Origin of the sequence: Streptomyces sp. NPDC008125 (assembly GCF_042957125.1) — a bacterium.
Taxonomy (GTDB): Bacteria; Actinomycetota; Actinomycetes; order Streptomycetales; family Streptomycetaceae; genus Streptomyces.
Map to the genome: position 1 here is coordinate 129,008 of NZ_JBIBHR010000013.1, position 19,482 is coordinate 148,489.

Here is a 19,482-nt window from a genome sequence, read left to right on the forward strand (position 1 = left end):
GCCGGACCGGGACCCCTGCCCGTACGCCCTACGCAGCCCGGGACGGGTGAAGCCCCGCGTACACGCCGCCGCGGCGCATCAGTTCCTCGTGGGTGCCGATTTCCGCCATGCGGCCCCCCTCCATAGCCACGATCCGGTCGGCGGACCTGATCGTGGACAGTCGGTGGGCCACCACGAAAACCGTCCGTCCCCGCACCAGCCGGGCCAGGGCCTCCTGCACCAGCGCCTCGGAACGGGTGTCCAGAGCCGAGGTCGCCTCGTCGAGGATGAGGACCTTCGGGTCCCGGATCAGCGCGCGGGCGATGGCCAGGCGCTGCTTCTGGCCACCCGAGAGCCGGGCCCCCCGCTCGCCGACCACGGTGCGGATGCCGTCCGGAAGGGCCTCCACGAACTCCAGCGCGTTCGCGTCGCGCAGCGCTCGCCGGACCGTGCCCTCATCGGTGTCGCCGAGACCGTAGGTGACGTTCTCCTCCACCGTGCCCTCGAACAGGATCGACTCCTGCGGGACGACGGAGAGGAACCGCCGGTACGTCCGCAGGTCCAGCGACGCCATGTCCCTGCCGTCGAGCAGAATCCGCCCGGAGGTCGGCCGGATGAACCCGATCAACAGGTTGAGGACGGTCGACTTTCCCGCCCCCGAGGCACCGACCAGGGCGACCGTCTCGCCCGGACGGGCGGAGAGCGTGAAGTCCTTCACCGCGTCGCCGGAGGAGCCGTCGTAGGAGAACCCGGCGTTCTCGAAGTCGATACGCCCCTCGACGCGCTCGACCCGCTCCTTGCCCGCGTTGATCTCCAGGTCCGGCGCCTGGAGCACCTCGCCCGCCGAGCGCACCGACTCCAGCCCCTGGCTGATCACCGGCGCCAGGCTCAACAAGGTGGACACCGAGCCCGTGAGCGTGGTGAAGAAGGCGCTCAGCATCACGACGTCGCCCGCGGTGATCGCCAGCCAGCCGTGGTACGCGACCAGCGCGGAACCGGCGAGGCAGCCGACACCGAGCGAGTTCAGCAAAATCCAGGCCATGGCGCCGAACCGCCCGTTGAGCACGTCCAGCCGCAGCCCCGCCGTCAGCACCTGGCTCAGCGGGCCGTCCACCCGGCCGAGCGCGGCCTTCTCCAGGCCGTGCGCCCGGGTGATGGGGATCAGGCTCGTCATCTCGCTCACCCGGGCCGAGAGTTGCTCGACCTCCTGACGGAACGACTCGTTATGGGTGCGCAGTCGGGTACGCAGCTTCATGACGAGGAACGCGGCGGCCGGCACGACCACGAGGAACACCGGAAGGAAGGACGGCACCCGGACGGCTATCACGGCGAGGCCGCCGATCAGGGTGACGATCCCCGCGAGTCCCATGTCCGCGCTCTGCTGGACCATGTGCTCGACCAGTTCGACGTCCCGGACCACCTTGGCCTGCAGAACACCGGCGCTGGTCCGCGCGTGGTAACCGATGGAGAGCTGCTGCATGCGCCGGCAGAGCGCCTGCCGCAGGGACGTGCCCATCCGCCGCACACTGCCGTTGAGGCAGCGTACGTACAGCAGGTGCATGGGGTAGTTGAGGACGAGGACGAACAGCAGCGCGCCCGCGTTGAGCCACAACTCCCGTTCCGGGCTGTGCCGGACGACGACGTCGATGATGTTGGCGGTGATCAGGGGGAGCAGCCAGATCGGGCTGTGCTTGACGACGAACGCCAGCACCGCGAGCATCAGCCGGGCCCGGTCCGGGTGGAGCAGGTAGCCGAGGGTGCGGATGGGATGTTCGCCCCGGTAACGGTGGTCGAGCGCGGAGAGCCGCGGAGGAAGGGCAAGCGTGTGCTGCATCCGACCAGCCAAGCCGCCCGCCCTCGACCGCCGCAAGACCCCGTCCGCATCGTGGGCGCGCGTCCCGGTGAGAACCCGCTGGTCACGGGCGGGGCGCCGGGCTTCCGGTCGGTGACCGGGGCCGGTGACGGCGCATCCGCGTCGTCCTTCGTCACCTGGTTCCCGGCTCCCGGGTGCCACCGGGAGCCGGGTGTACGCGGTCGCGAGCGCCCCGGCCGTGCCGTGGAAGATCCACGGGTGGCCCGGTTCGGCGGCGTGCTCGCCGACGTCCCGCCGGACCCCTGCGGATCTTCCACACCTCTGGTCGTGTCACCCATGCGACGCACGGTCGCTCCAGGGGCGCGAGCCCGCCCTCCGGGCGTCAGGCGCGGCGGCAGAGCAGGAAGAGGTGCGGTTCGGCCGTCGCCTCCGGATGCGCGGGGGTGAACAGCGAGCTGCGGCCGGAGACGACCGTGAACCCGGCGTCCGTCACCAGCGCGGTGAACGCGGGACCGTCGAAACTGGTCACCCGCACCGGGCGGCCCATGAAGAGACCGTCCACGCCCTCCACGTCCAGCGGGACCGTCGCCACGGCGAGCAGCCCGTCGGGGCGCAGGGACCGGGCGACCTTGGCCAGCAGCGCCGCCTGTTCGCCGCGGGTCATCTGGAGGAGCGAGAAGTAGACGCATGCGGCGTCGAAGGACTCCTCCGTCAACGGGAGTTCGCGGATGTCGGCGTGTACGAAGGAGGCCCCGGGGACCTGCCGGGCCGCCAGTTCCACCATGACCGGCGAGACGTCGACCCCGTGAACCTCGTGACCCGCGGCGACCAGCGTCTCGGCCGTCGGGCGGCCGGTCCCACTGCCCACGTCCAGTACCCGGCTGTGCGGCGCGAGATGTCCGGTCAGCTCCCGCAAAGAGGCCCGGTGCGCCGGCGAACCGGCGAAGGCCCGCTCGTACCGGGCGCCCAGCGCGTCGAACACCGCAGCGGCCGAGGTGCGGCTCACGTCGTCCATGGGTGCGTTCCTTCCGCGGGCCGGCCGGGTCACCCCGGATCGTGCCACCCGGCGCGCCCGCCCACAACGGGGCGCGGGCCGCGGCCGGTCACCGTACGAACGACCGCGTCCCCGGTCTCCGCGGGTGCGGGGCCGGGGACGCGTACGCCGTGCGGGGATCAGGCCCCGGAGGCGTCCAGCATCGCCGAACGCTCCACCACCTTGATCCGCTCGCGGCCCTGCTCGGCACCGAGCGCCTTCTCATGCGCGTCCAGGCGGTGCCAGCCCTCCCACGTGGTGTAACGGACCCCGCGGCCCTCCAGGTGGGCCACGACCGCGTCGGGCTCGGGCTGCGCCGGGGCGGGGAGCCGGCCCTCGGCCCGGTCCTCCAGCAGGCACTCGACGGTCTCGTTGGCGTCGCCCTTGGTGTGGCCGATGAGACCGATCGGACCGCGCTTGATCCAGCCGGTGACGTATACCGACGGCATGTGCTCCGAGCCGGCGACCACGCGCCCGGCGGCGTGCGGGACCGTGCCGGACGCCGGGTCCCACGGGAGCTTCGGGAGCTCGTCGGAGTAGTAGCCGACCGCGCGGTACACGCTCTGCACGTCCCAGTCGGTGAAGGTGCCGGTACCGCGCACGTTGCCCGTGCCGTCCAGCTCCGTGCGCTCGGTACGCAGACCGACGACGGAACCGTCCTCGCCGAGCACCTCGACCGGCGACTCGAAGAAGTGCAGGAACAGCTTGTGCGGACGGTCGCCGACATCGCGGATGGCCCAGTTCTCCAGCGTCTGGGCGACCATGTTGGCCTGCTTGTTGCCCCGGCGGGTCTCGATCGAGCCCTCGTCGTAGTCGATGTCCTCGGGGTTGACGATGACCTCGATGTTCGGCGAGTGGTCCAGCTCGCGCAGCTCCATGGGGCTGAACTTCGCCTGGGCGGGACCGCGGCGCCCGAAGACGTGCACCTCCAGCGCCTTGTTGGCCTTGAGGCCCTCGTACACGTTGGCCGGAATCTCCGTGGGGAGCAGCTCGTCGGCGGTCTTGGCGAGTACGCGCGCCACGTCCAGCGCCACGTTGCCCACGCCGAGCACGGCGACCTTCTCGGCCGTCAGCGGCCAGGTGCGCGGAACCTCGGGGTGACCGTCGTACCAGGAGACGAAGTCGGCGGCACCGTAGGAGCCGTCGAGTTCTATCCCGGGGATGTCGAGCGCGCGGTCGGCCTCGGCGCCGGTCGAGAAGATCACCGCGTCGTAGAAGGAGCGGAGCTCGTCCAGACCGATGTCGTTCGGGTAGTCGACGTTGCCGAAGAGCCGGATCTGGGGCTTGTCCAGCACCTGGTGCAGCGCGGTGACGATGCCCTTGATCCGGGGGTGGTCGGGAGCCACGCCGTAGCGGATCAGACCGAAGGGTGCGGGCATGCGCTCGAACAGGTCGATCGAGACACCCGGGTCCTTGGCGGCTTCGGATTTCAGCAGCGCGTCGGCCGCATAGATTCCGGCAGGACCGGCTCCGACAATGGCGACGCGGACGGGGCGTGTCATGGGGCTGTAGTTCCTTCGTTCCTCGGGGCGGGCGAACGCGGGCAGGGTGCCGTCAAGGTAAGGCTTGACTTACTACACCCCCCTACACGCTATGTCCTCGCCTTCCGGGGCCTGTGGCCGGGGTCGCCAGGAGGCGTCGCCCGCACGCGGGCGGCTGCGCGGGACAGTCCGTGAAAAATTTTTCCGTACTTTTCCGCAAGGGATTGCGGGTGGCTGTGGGCGGCTGCTTGACTCGCTCCCGTCCCGCACGAGCCGCGACCCCGGGGAAAGGTCCTCCTCCCATGAGCAAGGAGAACGACGTACTGGTCCTGGGAGGAGCGGGCGTCGACACCATCGTGTACGTGCCCGAGCTGCCGGTCCCGTACGCCGACAGCCACATGATCCGCCCCGGCATCACCGCGCGCGCCGGGCAGACCGGCGACTTCGTCACCCTCGGGCTCGCCTCACTCGGCCTGCGCACCCATCACATCGACCTGATCGGCGACGACCACGAGGGCGACCTGGTGCGGGCGTTCCACCGCGACCGGTCCCTCCCCCTCACCGGCGTCCCGCAGCCGCTCGGCACCAAACGCGCGGTGAACCTCGTCGGCCCGGACGGCCGGCGGCTCTCCCTGTACGACGACAGCCGCGCGGCCGAGAGCGACCGGCTACCGGAGGCCACCGTGCGGGCGCTGGCAGCGAAGAGCCGCCACGCGCACGTCTCGATCACCCATCCCTGCGCCTTCACCCTCCCGCTGCTGCGCGAGGCGGGCCTCACGCTCTCCACCGACCTGCACAACTGGGACGGCGTCAACCCCTACCACGAGCCCTTCGCGTTCGAGGCGGACCTCGTATTCCTCTCCGCCACCGCCCTGGCGGACCCCGGGGCGACCCTGCGCAGGATCGCCGACCACGGCAGGGCCCGCGTCGCCGTCGCCACCGACGGGGCCGCCGGTTCCCATCTGCTCGTCGACGGTGAGCTGACACATGTCGCGGCGATCGCCCCGCCCGAACCGGTCGTCGACTCCAACGGTGCCGGCGACGCGTTCGCCGCCGGCTTCCTGCTCGGCTGGCTGGCGGGCGAGAAACCCGCACGGTGCGCTCTCTTCGGCGCTGTCGCCGGGGCGTACGCCTGCACCGTGGAGGCGACCCGGGCCGATGCCATCGGCCGTGACCTGCTGTTCGCCCGGGTGGCGGAGTGGGAAGCGGGTGCCGGGACGGTGTCCGGCGCGACGCCGCCGGCGGCGCGCGTCTGAAACCCGGCGCGGTGCTCGGCGTGCGCGCGGTCCGGACGGGGACGACCATCGGAGTCAGGTGTCCGCCCGGGCCTTACGCCCGTAGACCCGCGCCGGCGGACCCCGGAAGGCGGTCCCCGTGCCGGACACCCCCCGTGCCCCCTGTCGCGTCACGCTCACCGAGGACGGACCGCTGCTGTTGGAAGGGCCCGTGGAGGTGACCTTGCCGGACGGCGCCACGGTGGTGTCGGACCGATTCGTGGTCGCCCTGTGCATGTGCCGCAAGAGCCGTATCCACCCCTGGTGCGACACCAGCCACCGGCGCAGGGTGAAGGGTGAAGACGGTACGGGCGAAGGAGGCAAGGGCCGGGGCCGAGGGGGCGCATCACCGTGAACCCGGTGGCGCCCGGCCTCATCGGCACCGACGTCGACGCGGGCCGGCTGCGCCGCGATCCGCAGGCCGACGCCCACGCGGCGTCGCCAGCGGCGCTGGGCCGGATCGGGCCCGCCGGTAGACGCGGCCGACATCGTGGCCTTCCCCGCTTCCGACGGCGCACGGTGGGTGACCGGCCGGGTGGCCGACGCGACGGGCGGATCCGGGCTGTGGCACCCCCGGGCCGGGCCGCACCCCCGTGAGGTCCCGCCCGAAGAGATCCGCAGGCGGAACGCGTCCGAGGGCCCGATGAGCCGGTTCTTCAGCCGCAGACCTCACACGGCAGGATGTGCGGCCGGGGAGCCGGCGCGTACGGCGCGTACGACCACCAGCTCCTCGCTCTGCGCGCCCAGCCCGAGCAGGCCCCGGTCGCGCAGCCACGACCGTCGCGAGCGCAGCACCGGCCCCAGCGGAACCCGGGCCCGCTCGCGCACCTCCGCGGGCAGCCCCGCCCGCTCCAGGCGCTCCACGGTCAGGTCCGGGTCGCAGAGCGCCGAGTGCACCATCAACAGCACCCCTCCCGGCCGCAGCGCCTCCCGCGCCCCGTCGCAGACGCGGTCCAGGACGACCCGCCCGTCCAGGCCCGCGTCCCAGGCCCTCGCACGTCCGCGCCCCGGGACCTCGGGCGTCGGTGAGGGCACGTAGGGCGGATTGCACAGCACCAGGTCGAAAGCATGGCCCCGGACGGCCGCGGTCAGATCGCTGCGCCGTACGTCGATGCGGCGGCGGTGGAGCCGGGCGTTGGCCCGGGTGGTCAGCACGGCCCGGCGGGACAGGTCGACCGCTGTCACCGACCCGCCGAGCTGGGCGGCGCGGATCGCCAGCGCCCCGCTCCCCGTACCGAGATCCAGCACCCTCGCGCCCGGCGCGAGGGCCTCGTGTTCGAGCACCCGCATCAGCAGACGGGTGTCGTGCTGCGGCGCGTACACGCCGGGCAGGGTCAGGACGAACGGGGCGGGCGACGCCACATCGGTGGCCATCGGGGCTCCCTCGGACGTAAGGATGAGCGGTCTGTCTCAGATTGGGGCGGAAACGCTCGGGTCACCACTCGGCGCCTTCCGAGGTGTGCCTCCCCGGCGAGGGAACGCCCTCAGCGGGCGGGCGGCTCGCGCCAGCCGGCCAGCAGCCGTTCCCCGAGCCGTTCCTCCAGGAAGCCGGTGGCGGTGACGCCGAACGCGACGTCGGCCGCCAGCTCCGGCTCGTCCGCCAGCAGCCCCGCGACGACCTCGCGTCTGACCACCTGCTCGTGCACGGCGTCCGCCTCGACGTGCTCCACGTAGAAGAACTCGGCGGCGGTCCCCGCCCCGACGCGCCGCATCGCCTGGGCAAGCCGACGCGAGGCGGGCGACGAGGTGATCTCCACCGCCGCGAAATGCCCCACCAGAGCGCCCCGCAGACGCCGGTGCAGCCCGAACAGCGACATCAGATTGACCAGAGCCAGCATCTCGGCGTGGCCCTCGTTCACATAGTGGCCGTAGGCGGTCTCCAGCCCCAGGTCGGCCATCAGATCGGCGAAGAGGCGCGCGTGGACGCGCTCCGCGCGCCCGGCCCCGAACTCGTCGTACTCGATCGCCGCCATCCCCGCCTTGGCCCGTCCGCCGAGTCTGGGCAGGACCCAGGCGTGCGGGTCGGCCTCCTTCAGGTGGTACAGCGACCGCTGGACGGCGTACTCGCGGACGTGTCGCAGCTCGCCTTCGTCCTTGAGGAAGTCCGACACCCCCTGACCGCGCACCGGTTCCACCAGGAGCCCGGCCAGAACGTCCTCCAGGGAACCGGTGCCCGTGGCGTCGCGCCGCAGCGCGGCCAGGAAGGAGTCCTCGGCGCCCCTCCGCACGGCCAGCAGGTCCGGGTCCCACTCCAGGTCCGGGTCCACCCCCGCAAACCCCCGGTAGTGCAGCTCGTAGCACGCGTACAGCGCCAGGTGGAGATCCTCGCCGTACGGATCGGCCGCGCGGGCGTCCCCCGCCCGCGGCAGCCCGCCCGCACCCCGCAGATGAGCGAGTACCGCGGCCGACAACGGCCCCCGGGCGCGGGGGAGTTCCGGTGACCGATGCGCTTCCCTGCCGTACGTGTCCATCGTCAGTCCCGCGGCAGCAGGGACCCGAGGGGCCCCAGGTCCAGATTGAGGTCCTCGGGGCGCACGCCGTGCTGCTCGCAGAGTTCGGTCATCCGCTGGTCGAGCATCATCAGGGTGGCGCCGATCTCGTCGGCCTGCTCGTCGGTGAGATCGCCCTGGTCGACCCGGCGGATCGCCTGCCGTTCCATGAGCTGGCGCAGCAACTCCACCACGGTGAGGACGAGCGTGACGAGGTCACGACCCATCCGCTCCCGGTCGAGGTCGAGCCGCGCCCCGGTCACAGCGGTCCTCCGTCGGCCCAGGGGGCGGGCACGCGTTCGCTGACCGAGGACAACAGCGCGTGCAGCGACAGTCGTACCAGCGGAACGTCCGCGATCGCGATCACGAGATCCCCGCTGATGACCACCCCGGTCGCGAGCACCCGGTCGAGCAGATCGACCAGCGGCACCCCGATCGGACCGCTCAGCGGCTCGGCGGAATCCCAGGGCACCACCTCGCGGTTCATCCCTCCACCTCGCCCACGAACGAGTACGGCACCCAGGGACCCGACAGGGTGACCCGCACGTCGCCCGGCTCCCGCAGCGACTCCGCAAGCCGGTGCAACTCGGCCGACCGGGCCTCCGCCACCAGGTAGGTCGCGTTGAGGACCTGCACGCCTTGGTCCTCGGAGGCGGATGCGGAGTGCAGCCGCAACCGGCGGGCCTCCGCCGCGACCCGGCGGAACGCCTCGTCCACCGCGTCGGCCCTGAGCCCGGCTTCGACGTGACGGCGCTGCCGGTTCTCCTGGATGTTCCGGCGCCGGTTCAGATAGGCGAGCCCCGAACCCACGGCGGGCCTCGCCCGGTCGGACGGTGCGGCAGCCGCCACCTCCCGGCTCGTGTGGTCTCGGGCCATCGAGGGGGACAGGAACACCTTGACGCCCCACTCGGCGTGGTGGGCGACCCGGTCGAGCGCGCGGTCGAACCGCGCCGCCTGCGACGCGAGCGCCGCCCGGGCGCTGCCGTCACCGTGGTAGAGCGTGGCCATGGGGAGCGGCACGGTGGGCGCACTCCCGGCGACGGCGGTGACCACCGAGTGGTGCGCCCGCGCGTAGCGTCCCAACTCCTCCTGGTCGGCCAGTCGTTCCTGCCACACCTCGTCGGTGAAGTCGTCCGCCCGCACGGTCTGCACCACCGCCGACAGGCGCGCCCCGAGAGGCAGCACCCGTGGGGGTTCCTCGCCGGTGAGGCCCGGCGACCGCCCGAGGGAGTCGGGATCGAGGTCGCGGCACACGGCAAAGACGTAGAGGGCGCCGCCCCCGGAAGCGGAGCCGCTGCGAAGGGTACGGGTCATGTGCGTGCGCGCTCCCTGGATCTCTTCCGTCCGTCGGCGTCGGCGTCGTCGGGTGACTCCAACGCCTCGATGCGTTCGCGCAGTTCGCGGTTCTCCTCCTGGAGGGCGCTGCGCGACGCGCGTGAACTGAGTGCGGGATCGGTCTCCCACCAGTCGATTCCGGCCTTCTTGGCGGTGTCCACCGAGGCCACGAAGAGCCGGAGCCGGATGGTGAGCAGTTCGATGTCGAGGAGATCGATCTTGATGTCTCCCGCGATGACGATGCCCTTGTCGAGAACCCGTTCCAGGATGTCGGCGAGGTTGGTCGTCTGCGGACCGGGAACGGTGTCGCCGGCCTGCCGGTACGCCAGGTCCGTCACCGTCGTCCGCCCCCTCTCCGCTTCCGGGGACGAGGCGCCTCTTCTTCCTCGTCCTCGCCGTCATCCTCGTCCTCGTCTTCGTACTCGCCGTCGTCATCCTCGTCTTCGTACTCGTCGTCCGCGTCCGCGTCCTCTTCGTCTTCGTCCTCGGCGTCCTCGTCCTCGTCCTCGGCGTCTTCGTCCTCGAACTCGCCGTCCTCCCCCTCGCCGTCTTCGTACTCGTCCTCCTGGCCTTCCTGCTCTTCCTCCTCCGCGACCGCGTCCTCGTGCGAGACGACGACCTCTCCGTCGCGGATCTCACCGCGCCAGCCCTCGGGCGGTTCGGCGCTGAGAGTGACGTAGCGCTGGAAGTGCTTGAAATCCAGGCGGATGCGGCGCCCCTGGACGCGCCAGAGGTTGCCCGTCTTCTCGAAGAAGCCCGCCGGGTAGTACTCCACGACCAGGACGATCCTGGTCAGGGAAGGCGCCAACTCGTGGAAGCTGACGGCGCCGCGTGTGCTGCCCTTGGCTCCCTCGGACGTCCACACGATCCGTTCGTCGGGAATCTGCTCCTGCACGGTGGCCTTGAAGCCGCGGGAGGAAGGTCCGATCTTCACCTTCCAGTCGCTCTCCGTCTCGTCGCCCATCGAGACGCTCTGGACGCCCTTGGTGAAGCTGCTGAACTGGTCGTACTGCGTCCAGTAGTCGTACGCGTCGCGCAACGGCACGCCCACATCGAGTACTTCGATGATGTTCATCGACTTGCCGCCCGACTTGCTCTTCCCACCCTTTCCGCCGCCCCCGCCCCCGCCCCCGTCGCCACCCCCGCCGAAGGCCTCCTTCGCCTTGCCCACGACGTTGTCCTTCACTCCCTTGGCTTTCTCGGAGACGAAGGCTTTCAGCGGCGATTCCCCTTGTAGGACACGCGCGCCGATGGAGGGCAAGGACCCGCCGTTCTTTGCGACATCGGTGAGCTGACTGGTGACGTCCGTGAGCTTCTCCCCGGCCTTACCGGCCAGTCGCTCCACCTGACCGGAGAGATAGCCCGAAAGCTCCTCGCGCAGCCGCTCGATACCTGACGCCTGGTCCTCGGGACCGTCCTTCTCGTTGCTGGCCATGGCTCGCTACCTCCGGCGATCGGCGCGCTTGGAAGCCGTCCGCTTGGACGACGACGTCTTCTTGGCCGCCGCGCTCTTCTTGGCGGGTGCCTTCTTCGCGGCGGCCTTCTTGGCGGGTGCCTTCTTCGCCGCGCTCTTCCTGGCGGGAGCGGCCTTCTTCGCCGGAGCGGACTTCTTCGCCGGGGGAGCCTTCTTCGCTGCCTTCTTGGCGGGTGCCGACTGCTTGGGCTCCGCCTTCTTGGCCGGTGCCTTCTTCGCCGCACTCTTCTTGGCGGGAGCGGCCTTCTTCGCGGCACCGCGCGCGGGGGGCGCGTCCGAGCGCTTACGGGAGCGGGGGCGCGGTGCGGGCTCCTCCTCGGGCTCTTCCTCTTCCTGCTCCTCGGGTTCCTCCTCCTCTTCTTCGTCCTCCTCTTCTTCGTCCCCTTCGTCCTCCTCGGGCCCTTCGTCCTCCTCTTCCCCCTCCTCGGGCTCTTCGGGCTCTTCGTCCTCGGGTTCTTCTTCGTCCTCCTCTTCCTCGCCCTCCTCCTCGGGCTCTTCCTCGTCCTCGCCCTCCAGCTCCCCTTCCTCGGGACCCTCGTCCTCGTACTCCTCGTCCTCGTCCTCGTCCCCGCCTTCGACCTCCTCGGCCGGGCGCCCTCGTTCGCCGAGGCGGGCCGTGCGCTCGCCGATCGCCTCGGCGAGCGAGACCATTCCGCGGTTGGCGGCCGCCGAGACCGCCTCGCGGCCCGCTTCGAGGACCTCGCCCCGCAACTGCTCCTGCAACTCCGCGATCTGCGGTACGTCGCTCAGCCGCCGCATGCCCTCTGCCGCGAGTTGCTTCGGTTCGAGGCCGAACCGCCGTCCCGCCAGGTAGGTCGCGACTGTGATCGCGAGCCTGCCCTTCTTCGTCCGCCCCAGTACGTACCCGCCCACCACTGCGGCAGCGAGCGTCACCTTGGCCGTGTCGTCCATGGGTCAGTCACCTTCGATCGTCCGGTTCGCCGCCACGCCTTCGGCGTGGAGCCGGTCGAGCAGCAGTTCCTCTTGATGTTCGAATTCTTCGATGTCGATGTGGCCGGCCTCCAAATCGCGGTTGAGCGCGGTCAATTGGGCCCTGAGGACGGTCGGATCGTTCAGTTCGTGCTCGGCCGCCCCGTGTACTTTGTCCGCCACCCACACCACCCCGCGCACAGGGGCGAGGGGGAGCAGGAGAATCCCCGTGATCAGCCCCATGCCGCACCCGTGTGTGCCGGAGCGAGCGAGGTGGTGCCGGCCACGAAGCTGTAGCAGGGCAGCGGGCCGACGATCCTGAGGTCGACGTGGTCGGGGCGCGCGTCGGCGAGGCGTCGTGCCGCCCCACGGAACTCGCTTTCCCGGGCCCGGTCGACCAGGAACGACACATTGAGCGCGCAGTCGCGCACCTCGGGCCCCTTGGCAACCCCGTGGGCCATCGGCGTGAGCTCGGCGAGGATCTGTTGCCCGGCCTCGGCCGCCCTGCGGGCCAGCGCCTTCGCCACCGCCTCGCCCAGTCGTACGGAGGCCTCGTAGCCCGGGGTCCGGCGGGCGTCCTGGCGGAGCCGGCGCACCTGTGGCTCCTCGGCGACCACCGCGGAGAGCGCGTCCTGCGCGGGGAACGCCTTGACGTTGATCTCCACGCGTCCGGCCAGTTGCTCCAGGGCTTCCAGACACGCCTTCTCGGTCACGGCCAGTTGCTGGAGCACGGTCTGCTCGCCCGTCGCCACCATGCCGAAACGCATGGGCAGTACGGAGTCGACCTCCGCGAGCCTGACCAGCAACTCCTGGTGGGCCATGAGATCCCGGCGCCGGGCGCGCATCCGTGCGGGCGCCTCGCTGACCACGGCGCGTACCGCTCCCCGTCCGATGGTCGTGAGACGCGCGGGAGGAGTGCCGACGCCGCCCAGTCCGGTCGGCACCGCGGTGGTGTGGCGGACGATGCCGTAGACGTACACACCCTGTGTCGGCATGGCTCAGGCCTCCACGGGACGGCGGCGACGTGCGCTGCCGGAGCGCTCGGGGGCTCGCCGCTTCTTGGGGCGTACGGGCTCCTCCGCCTCGTCCGCCTCGTCCTCCGGGTCGGCATCGCGGTCGTCCGCGCCCACAGCCTTGCGCACCGTGTCCCCGACCGTCGACGCCGCCTTGCGCACCTTGCGCTTGCCGATCGACTTGGCCGCGGTCCCGCCGAGCAGCTCGGGGATCGTGGTGCTGCCGGAATCCCGCTCCAGGTCGAGCCGGTTGCACGCCTCCGCGAACCGCAGATAGGTGTCCACGCTCGCCACGACGATGCGGGCGTCGATCTTCAGGATCTCGATCCCGACCAGAGACACCCGGATGAAGACGTCGATCACCATGCCGCGGTCGAGGATGAGTTCCAGTACGTCGTAGAGAGTGCCGGAACGTGGCGGGCAGGTGACTTCGTCGGAGTAGGAGGTCGTGGCCATGGGGGTCCTTCCGGTCTTGGGGCCGCCGCGTCACTCGTCGGCGGAACCCCGTCGGTAGCGGCGCACTCGGCGGTATTCCACGAGTTCGCCCTGCTGGTCCAGCCGTACCTCGTAGGAGGCGAGCAGGCTCGTGGTGTCAGGAATGCGGGGTACCTCGAGAACGTCGACGACGACGTGCCAGCCGTCGTCGTCGGCGCGCCGGACGGCGGAAACGCCCTCCAGCGGATGCGCGATCAGGCCCTCCAGGCTCTGGCAGGCAGCACGGGCCGCTCCCTGAGGGCCGCCGTCCGAGGAGCTCTTGCGTGCGGCGGGCGAGGGGTGAGCGGCCCGCTTACGACGTGTCTCTGCCATGGTTCCCAGTCTGGGTGCCACGGCGCTCGGTGCATCTTGGACGGCGCCATCGGCGCATACCCGCTGGTCCACCGGGCGCGGCGGTGATCCTGCTTCCGTGAGCCCGTCGGGGGAGCGGCGCGCATACTGGAACCACGACGGACGGAGGACGCCATGATTGTTCTCGGTGTGATCCTGCTGGTGATCGGTCTGATCACCGGGCTTTCGTTCCTGTGGACCATCGGCATCGTGCTGCTGGTCGTGGGGGCGGTGCTGCTCCTGCTCGGCGCCACCGGGCGTGCGGTGGGCGGCAGGCGGCACTACTGGTAGAGCGGTGCCCGTCAAGAGGGCGGTCGGCGGTGCCGGGTCTCCGGCGGCGGCCCTTCGGCCGGTTCACCTACGGGCGGAGTCGGGGGCTCGTCGGCTGTCGCCGAATGATCGGAAGGGGTGACACCCGCCTTTGCGAGGGCTGGGTGTCACCTCTCCGTGTGCCGTCGCCTCCGTCGCAGCCGCAATATGACAAAGCGGACATGTGGCATTAGATTCCCGTCGCAATGAACGTGTGTCGGATCGACCGGAGCGCATCGTCCCCGCGCGGACCGGAAGAGGCACCTCGCGGAGGGGAAGTATGACCAACGCCGAGGCCGGCACCGGCACTCCCGCTGAGGCGTCGTCGCCCGCGGCCAAACTCACTCTGCTCACCCTCACGACGATGGTCGTCGGTTCCATGGTCGGCGCCGGCGTCTTCTCACTGCCCCGGCGCTTCGCCGCGGAGACCGGTGTCGCCGGCGCCCTGATCTCCTGGGCGGTCGCCGGCATCGGCATGCTGATGCTCGCGTTCGTCTTCCAGAAGCTCGCGGTCCGCAGACCCGACCTCGACGCGGGTGTGTACGCCTACGCCAAGGCCGGGTTCGGCGAGTATCTGGGTTTCTTCTCGGCCTTCGGCTACTGGGCCAGCGCGTGCGTCGGCAACGTGACCTACTGGGTGCTCATCATGTCCACCATCGGGGCGATCGCACCGGCCCTCGGAGACGGCGACACGGCGCTCGCCATCGTGCTGTCGTCGGTGGGGCTGTGGGGGTTCTTCTTCCTCATCCGGCGAGGAGTGAAGGAAGCCGCGGCGATCAACCGGATCGTGACCGTGGCGAAGGTCGTCCCGATCCTCGTCTTCGTGCTTCTCGCCCTCTTCTGCCTCGACACGTCCGTCTTCGCCGACAACTTCGCCGGGGCCGACTACGCGGGCTCGCTCTTCAACCAGGTGCGCGGGACCATGCTGGCCACCGTCTTCGTGTTCCTCGGGGTCGAAGGGGCCAGCGTCTACTCCCGCCACGCCAAGCGGCGCGAGGACGTCGGCCGGGCCACCATCCTCGGCTTCCTCAGCGTCTTCGCCGTCTTCGCCTCCGTCACCATCGTCTCGTACGGCATCCTGCCGATGGCCGAGATCGCCGAACTCCGCCAGCCCTCCATGGCCGGGGTCCTGGAAGCGGCGGTCGGCACCTGGGGCAAGGTCTTCGTCAGCGTGGGGCTCATCATCTCCGTCCTCGGCGCGTACCTGGCGTGGACACTGATGGCCGCCGAGGTGCTCTTCGTCGCCGCCAAGGACGACGACATGCCCCGCTTCCTGGGCCGGTCCACCCCCGCCGACGTGCCCGTACCCGCCCTGCTCATGACGACGGCGCTCAGCCAGCTGGTCCTGGTCATCACCGCGTTCTCGGACGACGCCTTCAACTTCGCGCTCGACCTGACCAGCGCCCTCACTCTGATCCCGTTCCTGCTGGCCGCCGCCTTCGCCCTCAAGATCGCGCTGAGGCCCGAAAGGGAACGTGCCGAAGGCCGCATCACCCGGGGGGAGCTGGTGGTCGCCGCGCTCGCGACCCTCTACACGGCCTTCCTCCTGTATGCGGCGGGACTGAAGTTCGTCCTCGTCTCCTTCATCCTCTACGCCCCGGCGACCTTCCTGTTCGTCAAGGCCCGGCGGGAGCAGAACCGCCGCCTCTTCTCGCCGGTCGAAGCGGTCATCTGCGCCGTCTCGATCGCGGGTGCCGTCATGGGTGTGATCGCTCTGGCCGCCGGCTGGATCGAACTCTGACCCGTCCCGCCCCGGCCGCCCCGCCGGTGAACCGCGAAAGGCTTCCCCATGACTGACACGACCGCCCAGAGCCCCGCCCTCGGCGTCCACTCCGAGGTCGGCAAGCTGCGCAAGGTCCTGGTCTGCGCACCCGGGATGGCCCACCGGCGGCTCACCCCCACCAATGCGGACGACCTGCTCTTCGACGACGTGATGTGGGTGGAGAATGCCCAGCGCGACCACGCCGACTTCGTCAACAAGCTGCGGCAGGCGGACGTCGACGTCGTCGAACTCCACGAACTGCTCGCCGGGACCATGGCGATCCCGGCGGCCCGGGACTGGCTGCTGGACCGCAAGATCACCGCCAACGAGGTCGGCCTCGGGCTCATCGAGAACACCCGCGCCTTCCTGGAGTCGCTGGAACCCGGTCGCCTCGCCGAGTACCTGATCGGCGGGCTCGCCACCGCGGACCTCCCCGACGAGTTCCGCTCCGGCTACCTGGCTCTGGCCCGCGAGTCGACCGCCGCCCGCGAGTACCTCATGCCGCCCCTGCCGAACACCCTGTACACCCGGGACACCACCTGCTGGCTCTACGGCGGCGTCACCCTCAACCCCCTGTACTGGCCCGCCCGCCACGGCGAGACCCTCCTGATGGCCGCCGTCTACGCCTTCCACCCCGACTACCGGGGCGCGAAGGTCTGGTGGGGCGACCCGGAACAGGACTGGGGGCAGGCCACCTTCGAGGGCGGCGACATCATGCCCGTCGGCAACGGCGTCGTCCTCATGGGTATGAGCGAGCGGACCTCCCGCCAGGCCATCACCCAGGTCGCCGCCTCCCTCTTCCGCGAGGGGGCCGCCGAGCGGGTCATCGTCGCCGGCATGCCCAAGCTGCGTTCCGCCATGCACCTGGACACCGTCTTCACCTTCGCCGACCGCGACATCGTGACGCTCTATCCGAGGATCATGGACGCGGTCCACACCTTCTCCCTCCGCCCCAGCGACAGGACTCCGGGCGTCGAGATCACGGACGAGGGCTCCACTCCCTTCGTCGACGTCGTGGCCGAGGGACTCGGACTGCCCGCGCTGCGGGTCATCGAGACCGGCGGCGACGTGTACGCCTCCGAACGCCAGCAGTGGGACAGCGGCAACAACGCCGTGGCACTGGAACCCGGGGTGGTCTTCACCTACGACCGCAACACCCACACGAACACCCTGCTGCGCAAGGCGGGCGTGGAGGTCATCACCATCGTCGGTGCGGAGCTGGGGCGCGGACGCGGCGGCGGTCACTGCATGACCTGCCCGCTCGTCCGCGACCCCGTCTCCTTCTGACCCGCCACTTTCCGCAGGGGCCTCCGGTGGTCAGGCCGTCAGCTTTCCGGGGAGCCAGGCGAGCTGCGCGGCCTCCTGGTGGGGGCCGCCGCCCTCATGGTCGTTGAAGTCGTACACCTCTATCGACTTGTCGGTGTGGGCGTACGCGTTGAACGCGGCGAACACCGTGGACGGCGGGCAGGTGAGGTCCTCCAGCGCCGTCGAGAACAGCGCCGGCGCCGTGGCCCGTGCGGCGAAGTGCACCCCGTCGAAGTAGGCGAGTGTCTCCTTGATCCGCTCGGTGCGGCCCCGGTGGGTCTTGAGGTAGTCGCCCACCTCGCGATAGGGGTTGCGGTCGGTCACCGTGAGGGCGCGCGGGAAGTCGCAGAGGAACGGGACGTCCGGCGCCACGGCGACCAGGTCCGGCACAAGACCGGCGACGGCGAGCGTGATGCCGCCGCCCTGGCTGATGCCGGCCGCCGCGGTGCGCGACGCGTCGACGAGCGGGTGGGAGCGGGCGGCCTCCACGGCCCGTACCGCGTCGGTGTACAGCCGCCGGTAGTAGTAGTCGTCAGGGTCCTCGATGCCCCGGGTCATGACCCCCGGGAACGCGGGCCCGCTGCCCACCGGATCGGCGGTGTCGCCGCCGGCCCAGCCGCTGCCCTGACCCCGGGTGTCCATGACGAAGTGCGCGAACCCGGCCGACGCCCAGAGCAGATGGGTGTGGGCCAGGCCGCGCCCGCCGTTGTACCCGATGAACTGCACCACAGCCGGCACCGGTTCGGTGGTGCCCGCCGGAAGCACCAGCCAGCCCTTCACCGGGTGGCCACCGAAACCGGCGAAGGTCGCGTCGTACACCTCCACGGTCTTCAGGCCCGTGTCCGCGCGGAGCTCGAAGCGCGCGTCGAGCGGGTGGCTGCGGGTCTCCTCGAGCGTCCTCGACCAGAACGTGTCGAAGTCGGCGGGCTCCACCGAAGCGCTTCGGTACGTACGGAGTTCTTCGAGAGGCAGGTCGAACAGGGACATGCGGGCCGCTTTCGTCGCACGGATGAATGATCACACGGTACGTGCGATCACCCGGTCCGCAGAAGCCCGGTTCCGTCCCCGAACGGAAAGGTTTCAGGGCCGCCCGACGCGTACTGTGACCGTCTTCGGCCGTTGGTACTCGTCGAGGGCGAGCACGCTCAGGTCCGTGCCGTGACCCGACGAACCCCTCCCGCCGTGCGGGAGTTCGGCCGTCTGCACCAGATGGCAGTTGACCCACGCCTCGCCCGCGTCGAGCCGGGACGCCAGGTCGATCCCCCGCTCCAGGTCGGTCGTCCACACACTGGACGCCAGCGCCTGCGGCACGCTGTTGGCCCTGGCCAGAGCCTCCTCGACGGTGGCCACCCGCTCGACGGTGAGCAGCGGGCCGAAGACCTCCTCGGTGATCGCGGGGTCGGCCGGCGGCAGATCGACCAGCACCCGGGCCGGACGCCAGTAGCCCTTCTCCTCGCCCGCCGCCGTCTCCAGGGGCCCGGTCACCGACCGTCCCGCCTCCGAGGCGGCGACGATCCGGTCGTAACGGGCCGCCTGGTCCGCGTTGTTCAGCGGCCCGAAGTCACGGCCCGCCACCCGCCCCGCCATCGCCGTGCCGAGCAGCGCGACCACGCGCTCGTAGTTCTCCGCCAGCGTGATCACCCGCGCGGGCGCCGCACAGCTCTGGCCCGCGTTGTACGTCGCCGCCTCCGCGAGCGCCGCACATGTCTCCGGCGGGGCGTCGGGGAGGACGATCGCCGGGGCGTTACCGCCCAGTTCGAGGCTGACCCGGCGGATGCCCGCCCGTGCCGCGACATCCCGGCCCGCCTCCGGGCTGCCGGTGAACGCGACCATGTCGACCCCGGACTCCACCAGCAGCCGCCCCGTCGCCCGGTCGCCCGGCAGCACCTGGAGCACCCCCTCGCCGAGCACCGCCGTCGCGTGCGAGGCGAGCAGCAGCAGGGAGTCCGGGGTGGTCTCGGCCGGTTTGACCACGACGGTGTTCCCGCCGGCCAGCGCGGGCGCGCACCGCCAGGCCGCCATCATCAGCGGGTAGTTCCAGGGCACCACCACGCCGACCACACCGATCGGCTCCCACCGCACCCAGCTCTCGTGGCCCGCCACCAGCGCGCCCGAGGCCGGTACGGTCCGGGTCCGGGCAGCCGTGGCGTAGAACCGGAAGAGGTCGGCCACCTGCGCGACCTCGCCCACCGCCTCCGACTCCGGCTTGCCGGTCCCCGACCGCTCGCACGCGGCGTACTCCGCCGCGTCCGCCTCGACCGCCGCGGCGAGCAGCCCCAGGCGTCCGGCCCGCTCCCGCGGAGTGAGGGCGCTCCAGCCGGGCAGCGCCGCTCTGGCGGCCGACACCGCCCCGGCCACCTCCGGCTCCCGCGACACGGGCGCCGTACCGCGCGCCAGACCGGTGCGGGGGTCGGTGAGAGTGGTCTTCATCGGTGGGTCCTCCGGCAGTTCGGGTGGTGT

At 71.1% G+C, this 19,482-nt stretch carries 22 protein-coding genes; 5 read left to right on the forward strand and 17 right to left on the reverse strand.

Features of this window, described 5'->3' with window-relative positions; all coding sequences use genetic code 11:
• Positions 1–28: 28 nt before the first annotated feature.
• The 3 genes from ACFZAX_RS22725 to ACFZAX_RS22735 all read right to left on the reverse strand — a co-directional run bounded on the left by ACFZAX_RS22725 (position 29) and on the right by ACFZAX_RS22735 (position 4,327).
• Positions 29–1,813, reverse strand: a complete 1,785-nt coding sequence (locus tag ACFZAX_RS22725; RefSeq protein ID WP_390963751.1) for an ATP-binding cassette domain-containing protein — start codon at positions 1,811–1,813, stop codon at positions 29–31.
• A gap of 361 nt (positions 1,814–2,174) precedes the next feature.
• Positions 2,175–2,807, reverse strand: a complete 633-nt coding sequence (locus ACFZAX_RS22730) for a methyltransferase domain-containing protein (RefSeq protein ID WP_390963752.1) — start codon at positions 2,805–2,807, stop codon at positions 2,175–2,177.
• Between the two features lie 158 nt (positions 2,808–2,965).
• A complete protein-coding gene (locus ACFZAX_RS22735; RefSeq protein WP_390963753.1) occupies positions 2,966–4,327 on the reverse strand; it encodes an FAD-dependent oxidoreductase in 1,362 nt (453 codons plus the stop codon).
• Positions 4,328–4,608: 281 nt separating this feature from the next.
• Between ACFZAX_RS22735 and ACFZAX_RS22740 the strand changes: the two genes are divergently transcribed.
• Positions 4,609–5,562, forward strand: a complete 954-nt coding sequence (locus ACFZAX_RS22740) for a PfkB family carbohydrate kinase (protein ID WP_390963754.1) — start codon at positions 4,609–4,611, stop codon at positions 5,560–5,562.
• A 118-nt stretch (positions 5,563–5,680) separates the two neighbouring features.
• Positions 5,681–5,935, forward strand: coding sequence for a CDGSH iron-sulfur domain-containing protein (locus ACFZAX_RS22745; RefSeq protein WP_390963755.1), 255 nt, complete (start codon positions 5,681–5,683; stop codon positions 5,933–5,935).
• 314 nt (positions 5,936–6,249) lie between these two features.
• Here the strand turns inward: ACFZAX_RS22745 and ACFZAX_RS22750 are convergent, their stop codons facing one another.
• From ACFZAX_RS22750 to ACFZAX_RS22805, 12 genes are all read right to left on the reverse strand, one after another.
• On the reverse strand, positions 6,250–6,954 hold the full coding sequence (locus ACFZAX_RS22750) for a HemK2/MTQ2 family protein methyltransferase (RefSeq protein ID WP_390963756.1): 705 nt from the start codon (positions 6,952–6,954) through the stop codon (positions 6,250–6,252).
• 110 nt (positions 6,955–7,064) lie between these two features.
• On the reverse strand, positions 7,065–8,051 hold the full coding sequence (locus ACFZAX_RS22755; protein WP_390963758.1) for an iron-containing redox enzyme family protein: 987 nt from the start codon (positions 8,049–8,051) through the stop codon (positions 7,065–7,067).
• A gap of 2 nt (positions 8,052–8,053) precedes the next feature.
• Complete coding sequence (locus ACFZAX_RS22760; protein ID WP_327179771.1) at positions 8,054–8,332, reverse strand: gas vesicle protein K; 279 nt, start codon at positions 8,330–8,332, stop codon at positions 8,054–8,056.
• The gene (locus ACFZAX_RS22765) at positions 8,329–8,556 is read right to left on the reverse strand and encodes a gas vesicle protein (protein WP_327179772.1); all 228 of its coding nucleotides are present in this window, start codon (positions 8,554–8,556) and stop codon (positions 8,329–8,331) included. The genes ACFZAX_RS22760 and ACFZAX_RS22765 overlap by 4 nt, the downstream gene beginning before the upstream one ends.
• Complete coding sequence (locus tag ACFZAX_RS22770) at positions 8,553–9,383, reverse strand: GvpL/GvpF family gas vesicle protein (RefSeq protein WP_390963760.1); 831 nt, start codon at positions 9,381–9,383, stop codon at positions 8,553–8,555. The genes ACFZAX_RS22765 and ACFZAX_RS22770 overlap by 4 nt, the downstream gene beginning before the upstream one ends.
• On the reverse strand, positions 9,380–9,742 hold the full coding sequence (locus tag ACFZAX_RS22775; RefSeq protein WP_390963761.1) for a gas vesicle protein GvpJ: 363 nt from the start codon (positions 9,740–9,742) through the stop codon (positions 9,380–9,382). Before ACFZAX_RS22775 ends, ACFZAX_RS22770 begins: the two co-directional genes overlap by 4 nt.
• Positions 9,739–10,839 (reverse strand): SRPBCC family protein, encoded by a 1,101-nt coding sequence (locus tag ACFZAX_RS22780; RefSeq protein ID WP_390963762.1) that lies wholly within the window; start codon positions 10,837–10,839, stop codon positions 9,739–9,741. Before ACFZAX_RS22780 ends, ACFZAX_RS22775 begins: the two co-directional genes overlap by 4 nt.
• 6 nt (positions 10,840–10,845) lie before the next feature.
• Positions 10,846–11,790, reverse strand: coding sequence for a histone protein (locus tag ACFZAX_RS22785; RefSeq protein ID WP_390963763.1), 945 nt, complete (start codon positions 11,788–11,790; stop codon positions 10,846–10,848).
• A gap of 3 nt (positions 11,791–11,793) precedes the next feature.
• Positions 11,794–12,051, reverse strand: a complete 258-nt coding sequence (locus tag ACFZAX_RS22790) for a gas vesicle protein GvpG (protein ID WP_390963764.1) — start codon at positions 12,049–12,051, stop codon at positions 11,794–11,796.
• Positions 12,042–12,803, reverse strand: a complete 762-nt coding sequence (locus tag ACFZAX_RS22795; RefSeq protein WP_390963766.1) for a GvpL/GvpF family gas vesicle protein — start codon at positions 12,801–12,803, stop codon at positions 12,042–12,044. Before ACFZAX_RS22795 ends, ACFZAX_RS22790 begins: the two co-directional genes overlap by 10 nt.
• 3 nt (positions 12,804–12,806) lie before the next feature.
• Positions 12,807–13,277, reverse strand: coding sequence for a gas vesicle protein GvpJ (gvpJ, locus tag ACFZAX_RS22800; RefSeq protein WP_390963767.1), 471 nt, complete (start codon positions 13,275–13,277; stop codon positions 12,807–12,809).
• Positions 13,278–13,307: 30 nt separating this feature from the next.
• The gene (locus ACFZAX_RS22805) at positions 13,308–13,628 is read right to left on the reverse strand and encodes a gas vesicle protein GvpO (RefSeq protein WP_390963768.1); all 321 of its coding nucleotides are present in this window, start codon (positions 13,626–13,628) and stop codon (positions 13,308–13,310) included.
• 153 nt (positions 13,629–13,781) lie between these two features.
• Here ACFZAX_RS22805 and ACFZAX_RS22810 point away from each other — a divergent pair, with 153 nt between their 5' ends.
• From ACFZAX_RS22810 to ACFZAX_RS22820, 3 genes are all read left to right on the forward strand, one after another.
• Positions 13,782–13,937 (forward strand): DUF6131 family protein, encoded by a 156-nt coding sequence (locus ACFZAX_RS22810; protein ID WP_390963769.1) that lies wholly within the window; start codon positions 13,782–13,784, stop codon positions 13,935–13,937.
• A 298-nt stretch (positions 13,938–14,235) separates the two neighbouring features.
• The gene (locus ACFZAX_RS22815; protein WP_390963770.1) at positions 14,236–15,696 is read left to right on the forward strand and encodes a basic amino acid/polyamine antiporter; all 1,461 of its coding nucleotides are present in this window, start codon (positions 14,236–14,238) and stop codon (positions 15,694–15,696) included.
• A gap of 48 nt (positions 15,697–15,744) precedes the next feature.
• Positions 15,745–17,004: an arginine deiminase gene (locus ACFZAX_RS22820; protein ID WP_390963771.1), complete on the forward strand. Its 1,260-nt coding sequence runs from the start codon at positions 15,745–15,747 to the stop codon at positions 17,002–17,004.
• Between the two features lie 30 nt (positions 17,005–17,034).
• On the opposite strand, the gene ACFZAX_RS22825 is transcribed toward ACFZAX_RS22820, so the two are convergent.
• Both ACFZAX_RS22825 and ACFZAX_RS22830 read right to left on the reverse strand, forming a co-directional pair.
• Complete coding sequence (locus ACFZAX_RS22825; RefSeq protein WP_390963772.1) at positions 17,035–18,009, reverse strand: acetylxylan esterase; 975 nt, start codon at positions 18,007–18,009, stop codon at positions 17,035–17,037.
• Between the two features lie 93 nt (positions 18,010–18,102).
• On the reverse strand, positions 18,103–19,452 hold the full coding sequence (locus ACFZAX_RS22830; RefSeq protein ID WP_390963773.1) for an aldehyde dehydrogenase family protein: 1,350 nt from the start codon (positions 19,450–19,452) through the stop codon (positions 18,103–18,105).
• Positions 19,453–19,482: the final 30 nt, after the last annotated feature.